The 7,143-nt window shown below is 65.6% G+C and carries 7 protein-coding genes; 1 reads left to right on the top strand and 6 read right to left on the bottom strand.

What is annotated here, in order from left to right; all coding sequences use genetic code 11:
* From trbL to OCL97_RS10680, 6 genes are all read right to left on the bottom strand, one after another.
* A partial coding sequence (gene trbL / locus OCL97_RS10705; protein ID WP_377370023.1) for a P-type conjugative transfer protein TrbL occupies window positions 1–857 on the bottom strand: 857 nt, incomplete at its 3' end.
* Window positions 858–1,115: 258 nt separating this feature from the next.
* Window positions 1,116–2,078, bottom strand: a complete 963-nt coding sequence (locus OCL97_RS10700; protein ID WP_377370021.1) for a conjugal transfer protein TrbJ — start codon at window positions 2,076–2,078, stop codon at window positions 1,116–1,118.
* A gap of 113 nt (window positions 2,079–2,191) precedes the next feature.
* A complete protein-coding gene (gene trbE / locus OCL97_RS10695; RefSeq protein WP_377370019.1) occupies window positions 2,192–4,666 on the bottom strand; it encodes a conjugal transfer protein TrbE in 2,475 nt (824 codons plus the stop codon).
* Between the two features lie 94 nt (window positions 4,667–4,760).
* Window positions 4,761–5,027, bottom strand: coding sequence for a VirB3 family type IV secretion system protein (locus OCL97_RS10690; protein WP_377370017.1), 267 nt, complete (start codon window positions 5,025–5,027; stop codon window positions 4,761–4,763).
* Window position 5,028: 1 nt separating this feature from the next.
* The gene (locus OCL97_RS10685; protein ID WP_377370015.1) at window positions 5,029–5,385 is read right to left on the bottom strand and encodes a TrbC/VirB2 family protein; all 357 of its coding nucleotides are present in this window, start codon (window positions 5,383–5,385) and stop codon (window positions 5,029–5,031) included.
* 190 nt (window positions 5,386–5,575) lie between these two features.
* Window positions 5,576–6,019: a MerR family transcriptional regulator gene (locus OCL97_RS10680; protein ID WP_377370013.1), complete on the bottom strand. Its 444-nt coding sequence runs from the start codon at window positions 6,017–6,019 to the stop codon at window positions 5,576–5,578.
* 70 nt (window positions 6,020–6,089) lie between these two features.
* Here OCL97_RS10680 and OCL97_RS10675 point away from each other — a divergent pair, with 70 nt between their 5' ends.
* A complete protein-coding gene (locus tag OCL97_RS10675) occupies window positions 6,090–6,797 on the top strand; it encodes a cation transporter (RefSeq protein WP_377370011.1) in 708 nt (235 codons plus the stop codon).
* Window positions 6,798–7,143 lie beyond the last annotated feature (346 nt).

Genomic DNA, 7,143 nt, shown 5'->3' with positions numbered 1-7,143 from the left:
CCGGCCGCCACACCGGCCGCGCCCATCAGAGCGCCGCCCGAGTTGAGCTGGGGACCGCCCGAGATCAGCGCGCCGGCGATGGCCGGGATCTTCAACGCTAGCATCATCAGGAAGATCGCGGCCAGCAGCAGTCCGCATTCCTCCGGGACCGTGGGCTCGGGAGACAGGGTGTAACTTTCGAAGATGTTCAGGCCGACCCCGAGAATGACGCCGAGCGCCATGAACTTCAGACCGACCGAGACGACGTAGCCAATCGCCCGCTCGGCGAGAAACGAGGTCTGTGTCAGCACTCCGAAGGGGATCGTCACGAACGCGATGAGCGTCACGAGGTGGAACTCGATGATCGTGATCGCGACCTCGATCGCCAGGATGATGAAGGCGAGCAGGATGCCGATCGCCGCCACCGCTGCGACGATGATCATGTCGATATGCTGTAGCGCGCCGAAGCCGCCGTTCTGGGAGGCAAGCTCCCCGATGTACTGGATGATCTGCAGGAAGACTTTGAAGCCGGCTTCCACGGCGCGGGTCGGCGCGCTCATGAAGTCGCCGATGCTGGCGCCGCCGCCCGCTTTGAGACCGAGCTGACCAAAGCCGGTGACGACGGTCACAGTCAGAGAGTGCCAGTTTCCCACCAGCCAGGCGAAGAAGCCCACCAACAGGATTTTTCGGACGAGCGGGGCGATGATGTTCTGGGTTTCATCGACCGCCCACATGATGGCCGTGAGCACGATGCTGATGACGACGAGCGTGCCGAGAACAACCTGAACATCGCCCGAAATGACGCCGAAGCCGCTGTCGATCTGGGTCGTGAACCGAGTGATGAACTCGTCGAGCGCTGATGTGCCGGCTGTCGCCATTGCTAAAATGTCCTTGGATATTTCCCCTCGGTCAGAAGGACTTGGCGTCCTTCAAGGCGCTGTCTTTTGGCTTCCAGTAGTAGGGAGAGCAGGGATCGTTTCGGTCGCGGATGCTGGGGTCCGGACACTTGCGGCCAGCCGCCGGGACGGGCTCGGCCTTCTGACCAGCCGATGGCTGCGCGGCCTCTCGGCTGCAGCCGGCAAGCCCAAGGCAAATCAGGGCGGTGAGCGAGGCCGCAGATCTCAGGGACATGACCATCAGAAACTCGTTGCCTTGGAGAGGCTGCTGCCCTGAGGCGTCCACTGGGTGGCGCGCTGGGTCTCGGCTCGGGCGGCGATAGCGCCGGCCTGCTGCTGGGCCAGGATGGTGTCCTGCGTGCGCGCCTGAGCGATGAGGATGGTCTGCAGGCCCTGCAGCTGAGTGCTCAAGGCCGCCAGAAGCTGGTTCGTGGCCTGAACGGCGGCCGTCTGGCCGGCGGCGCCCTGCGACGCGGCGACCGCACTGTTCACGGCCCCGGCAGTCGTCGCCTGCGACCGGACCAGTTGGTTCTGGGCCGCCATCGAATCCTGCATGGTCAGGCGGCTGTTGCTCTCCCAGCTGGCGAGTCTCTGACGGATCTGAGCGAAGCTCTCGCCGCTCATGTCCGACGGGTAGAGCTGCTGGAACTTCTGGGCGATGTTCTGGCTGTTGTAGCCGATGGCCTGGGCTTGCTGGAGCAGCTGGGTGGCCTGCTGATTGATCTGCGTCAGCGGCTGGGTGACGTCGGTCCCCAGCTTCTGCAGCATCGCCACCTGGTTGGTGATCTGAGACTGGAGCTGCTCGATCTGGCGCAGGCTGTTGGCGACCTGGGAGGTCATCTGGGCGATGGCGGCCGGATCGATGACCGTCATCTGCGCACGCGCGGGCGGGGGCGTCCCGGCGGACATCCCCATCGCCAAGGCCGCGATCGCGGCCGTCGTCGACAACAACTTACGCATGGTTAGTGTCCTTCGCTGGGGGATGGCAGAGTGGGGGAGGGGCCAGAGGCCCGCCGCGGTCGCCCGCTCGAACAGGGGCTCGGTCCGCAGCCGGAAGATCACCGCAGCGGCAAAGAAAACGAAGCCGGCCAGCATCAGGTAGAAGTTGTGGTGCAGGGTCGTGCCAAACACGGCGAAGAACCCCGGAGCGGCGAGCGCCAGGAAAAGCAGGCGCCGCCGGCGTCGGCTGGCGATCCAAGCCATGGGAAGGCGCCGGGCGAGCCAGGCGAGCTGCGCGAGATCACGCGCGCTAAGCGGCGAGGGCTCCGGCCCAAGGTCAGGGCCGCCGTCAGCATCCGAGACGACCCGACCATCCATCACGCCACCTTCGGATGGGCGGCGTCACGCTGGGCGGCAAGGTAGCTGGCCACGGCCGCCTGGCCCTTGGCGGCAAAGAACCGTTCGCGGAATTGCGCGGCGCCATGCTCGGCCAGCAACCGGGTCATAAGCTGCTGATCGCCAGGCGACGAGGATCCCACGACCGCGAGGGAGAAGGGACCGAGGCCCAGCTCGAACAGCCGGTTGCCCGACATCGACTGGTAGTAATATTCGCGCTTGGGCGTGGCGTTGGCGATGATCCGGATCTGCTGGGGATTTAGCCCGAAGCTTTGGTAGAGCTCGGCGATCTGCGGTGTCTGGGCGTCCGGATTGGGCAGGAAAACCCGGGTCGGGCAGCTCTCGATCAGCGCCGGTGCGATCGAGGACCGGGCGATGTCAGCCAGGCTCTGCGTGGCGAACACGACCGCGACGTTGAACTTCCGAAGGGTCTTCAGCCACTCGCGGATCTTCGCCGCGAACGAGCCCTGGTCGAGGAACAGCCAGGCCTCGTCAAGAATGAGCAGGGTCGGCCGACCGTCGAACCGCTTCTCGAGGGTGCGGAAAATGTAGGTCAGGACGGGGGCCAGGGCGGACTTGTTGCCCATCAGCTCGGCCATCTCGAAGGTCTGCCAGGTGCCCGCCTTGAGCGTGTTCTGGCTGGCGTCGAGGAGATGCCCGTAGGGTCCGCTCAAGGTGAACGGCTTGACCGCCGCCTTGACGCTGTGGTCCTGAATGGTCGCCGCCAGCAGGGTCAGGGTCCGCTGGTCGCGAGGGCCGGCGGCGAGATTACGCAGACCGCTCCAGATCTCTTCCTTGACCTGAGGGGTGATCTCCACGCCCTCGGCCGCTACGAGATCCTGCACCCACTCCTGGGTCCACGACCGATCATCGGCGGTGTCGATGTCGGCCAAAGGCTGGAAGGCGAGCTCACTTTCCTCGCTGCCCAGGGCGTAGAACTGGCCGCCGGTCAGCAGGGTGGCGGCGCGCGAGCTGGCGCCCTTGTCGAAGAAGAAGACCTGCGCCTCGGGATAGCGGAGCCACTGCACCGCGATGGCGTTCAGCAGCACAGATTTGCCGGCGCCCGTGGGGCCGACGATCATCGTGTGGCCGACGTCGCCCTGATGCAGATCGAACCGGAACGGCGTGGTCCCGGCCGTGCGGGTGAACATCAAAGGCGGCTGGGCGCCGGGGTGGCCGCGCTTGGCGCACTCGGAGCCGAGGTGTTCATTGCGCGTCGGGCCAGGCCAGATGGCCGACATCGGCATCATGTCGCAAAGGTTCAGCGACGAGACGAGGGGCCGGCGCAGATCGGCGTAGGCCTGGCCGGGCAAGCTGCCGATCCAGGCCTCGACGGCGTTGACGTCCTCGACCTTGCAGACGAAGCCGACCCGGTTGATGGCGCTTTCGACCTCGCGGACCCGGTCGGCTAGGCGGTCGGGATCGGTGTCCATCAAGGTCACCGTCGGCGTGAAATAGCCGATCGAGGCGTAGTCGCCGCCGAGGATGGCCAGCGCCGCATCGGCGTCCATCGACTTGGCCGCGGCGTCGGGATCCTCCAGGACCGAGGGCTCCCGGGTGATGGCCTCCTTCAGCAGCGCCATGACCCCCTTGCGCTTGGCGAACCAGCGTTTGCGGACCGTGGTCACCGCCTTGCGAGCGTCTTCCTTGTCGAGGGGCAGGAAGCGGCACACCCAGCGGTAGCTGATGCCCAGCTCGTTCAGGCGGTCCAGCAGGCCCGGCGAGGAGGTCGCCGGATAGGCACGCACCGAGATGGTCCGCACATAGCTGCCGCCCAGGCGCGGCAGCAGGCCGCCCTGGAAATCGTCGTCCGTCAGGAAGGCGTCGAGATAGGCCGGGGTCTCCGGCGCCTTGACGTAGTGGCGCTTGGTGGAGATGCAGCCATGCAGATAGGTGAGCGTCTCGTCGTCGGAGAGTTCGTGAACCTCCGGCATGATCGCGGTCAGGATGTCGGCGATCTGGCGCACCGTGCTGAGGAAATCGCTTAGGGCCGCGCGGTACATGCCGGCCGCGCCGCGCCCTGAAGGCGCGTTCTCCAGCAGCAGGCTCTCGGCGGTGCTGACCGCCTCCTCGGGCGGAAGATAGGTGAAGGTAAGGAAATAGCGGCTCTCGAAGTGCCGCTCGTGCCCCTCGAACGCCTCGCGGCGCTCTTCGTCGACTAGGTCGGAGACCGGATCAGGAAACTGGCTGGCCGGATAGTCCTGCGACGCCGCCCGTAGTGCCTCGATATGCAGGCACCATCGCGATCCCAGGCGGCGAAGGGCGTTGTTCAGCTGGGCGCGGGTGGCGACCAGGCTGGCGTCCGTCGAGCTGGCCAGATCGGGACCCCGAAAGGCCAGGGTCTTCTGAAAGCTGCCATCCTTGTTGAGGATCAGGCCCGGACCGATCAGCGCCACCCACGGCAAATGATCGAACAGGCGATCAGCCTTGGGACGGTATTCGCGCAGGTAGAGCATGGGCTGTCCTCTGCGGTTGGGCCGGATCAGGCGTCGAAGGTGCCTGGGCGCTGGATAGGGTTCGGTCGCCCGCCGACGACGGGCGCGCCGGTCGTCAGGCGTCCAGGTAGGGCCGCTGGCGGATGTGCCGCCCGAGGGCGTCGAAGAAGTAGGGGTCCCGCTTGTTGAGCCAGTAGCAGGCGCCGTGGATGGCCAGGCCGACGGGCAAGCCGATCAGGGGGACCTGGAGGCCCAGCGCCAGGACCGCTGTCAGAGTGCCGTTGAGCACGGCGATCATTCGAGGAACGCCTGCGATCGTCACAGGCTCCGAAAGGGAGCTGTGGAAGGCGATCTCGAAGCCCTCGATTTCGGACTGTGCCACCTCAGAACGCCGCTCCGGCGGTGAGGTTGAAGAAGGTGCTGACGAAGGTCGTGGCGGTGAAGGCGATGGCCAGCCCGAAGACGATGCCGATGCCCTTTCGCATGGCCGAACCACCTTCGGCGAAGGCGAAGCCAAGCCCAGTCAGGACAATGGCGATGATGCCGATCGCCTTGGCGACGGGACCGGAGAGCGACTGCATCACCGTGGTGAGCGGTCCCTCCCATGGCATGGCGGTGCCGCCGCCAGCCGCCCAAGCGGGGGTGGCCAGAAGCAGGCCGACGCCGGCGGCGAGCATCGCGGATTGAGCGGCGCGACCGAAGCGAAGCGGCGCGGACGAGACATTTCGGATCAGATTCATCGTGAGGGGGCTTCCTGATGCCGAACGCCCGCGAATGCCGGGCTACCCCCACGATTGAGACTCGGCCCGTCTCGGGTCAAGTGCTTTTTGTATATAAAAGGTGCGTAACGTGCGTTTTATATGTCCAAGTTTCTTCGGGGCTTTCGGAAAGGGCAGCCGATACGCGGCCTGACCGGCGCTTATCAGGCGGCTAGAACGACATACGGTCAGCTGGCGCGTGGTCCTGGACGCAGAGGCCGTGGTTGCTGAGCGACTCTATTACGCGGCACTCGGCTGCCGGGCCGCTGCATTGCGAGGAGACCATGCGTCCCAACTCGACCCGCAGTGCCTCAAGCTGTGCGATTTTGGCGTCCACCGCCTGCAGCTGGTCCTGCGCAATGGTGTTGGCTGAGTCGCACGCGCGTTCTGGGTGATCCGCCAGGTCGAGTAGATCGCGGATGGCATCGACCGAGAAACCGAGCTGGCGCGCGTGCTTGATGAATGCGAGCCGTCGGACGGCGGCCTCGTCATAGACGCGGCGGTCGCTATGGGTCCGGGTCGGCTCAGGCAAGAGCCCGATCTGCTCATAGAACCGGATAGTGGTGACCTTGACGTCGGCGCTCTTGGCCAATCGCCCGATGGGCATGCTCATCATGTTCGTCATCCTCGCGCTCGAATCAATAAGCGCTTGATCCTCCACCGACTAGAGGATGCAAGGTCGCGCAATGTCGAGCTGTTCCGCCCCAGACACCAAGCCGGCCGCGGGATGCGGCTGCGGCGACACAGTCGTCTTCGACGGCGCGACGCCCCGCTACAAGCGCGTCCTTGCGGCCGTTATCGCGATCAACATCGTCGGCTTTGTCGTGGTGGCCGTCGGCAGTTGGTGGGCGAACTCCGCTTCGCTCGCCGCCAACACCTTGGATTTCGCCGCCGACGCGGCCACTTACGCCCTCAGTCTATGGGCGATCGGCCAGAGCGTCCGGGTGCGGACCGGCGCCGCCTTTGTCAAGGGCGCGAGCCTGGGCCTGATGGCGGCCGGGATACTGGGGTTCGCCGTCTGGAGAGCGACCACCGGGGCGCAGCCGGACGGGGCGGCGATCTCAGGGCTCGGTCTCTTAGGCGCTGCGGCTAACCTGGGCGCGGCGCTACTGCTATCGCGCTACCGTGATGGTGACGCGAATGTGCGATCGGTTTGGCTCTGCACACGCAACGACCTGATCCAATGCCTGGCGGTAGCCGCAACAGGCGTGGCCGTCAGCGTCACCCACTCTCGCTGGCCGGACCTGGTGGTCGGCGTCGCGCTCGCCGCGGTCTTTATGCGGTCGGCTTGGCAGATCACCGACCAAGCGCGGCGAGAATTGAGCCAAGCCAAGGCGTCGCTTGTGGCGCGTGAGTATGTAACACATTCCCATCGTCCCCAGGGGCAGGTATAGAGCCCGGCATGATTGGGACGGCGATCCGAAATCAGCCTTTCGGCATGATCGCCTGCGCCGGACGTTTACATGTCCGGAGCGGTTCCGTTTCGACGTCCGTCCAGCGCGGAGCTGGCACGGCTGCGCTCCGATCCTTCACCCTGGAAGCTCGAACACTGCTGACGGCGTTCATGGTGTTTAGCGTAGTCTTTGTCTCAGTGGTGTGTGGCCCAGCGGCGCACCAGTGGCTCGAAAGAAATTCATCGGCCAGCGTACAGCTCATTGCCGAACGTCCTCAAGTGGCCGAGGCCCCAGGTCAGCAAGGAACCCCCGAAATGGGCGGGGTGCAGGCCCTCTGCACGGGGCA

The sequence above is a fragment of the Phenylobacterium ferrooxidans genome, assembly GCF_042714595.1.
Taxonomy (GTDB): Bacteria; Pseudomonadota; Alphaproteobacteria; order Caulobacterales; family Caulobacteraceae; genus Phenylobacterium; species Phenylobacterium ferrooxidans.
Note: the sequence above shows the minus strand (reverse complement) of the source record. Positions and strands in the feature narration are given on the sequence as shown.

Excerpts from the sequence above, each read along its gene's own strand:
- OCL97_RS10700 (WP_377370021.1), bottom strand. The coding sequence starts at position 2,078 with ATGGCTTGGATCGCCAGCCGACGCCGGCGGCGCCTGCTTTTCCTGGCG.
- trbE (WP_377370019.1), bottom strand. The coding sequence starts at position 4,666 with ATGCTCTACCTGCGCGAATACCGTCCCAAGGCTGATCGCCTGTTCGAT.
- OCL97_RS10685 (WP_377370015.1), bottom strand. The coding sequence starts at position 5,385 with ATGAATCTGATCCGAAATGTCTCGTCCGCGCCGCTTCGCTTCGGTCGC.
- OCL97_RS10680 (WP_377370013.1), bottom strand. The coding sequence starts at position 6,019 with ATGATGAGCATGCCCATCGGGCGATTGGCCAAGAGCGCCGACGTCAAG.
- OCL97_RS10675 (WP_377370011.1), top strand. The coding sequence starts at position 6,090 with ATGTCGAGCTGTTCCGCCCCAGACACCAAGCCGGCCGCGGGATGCGGC.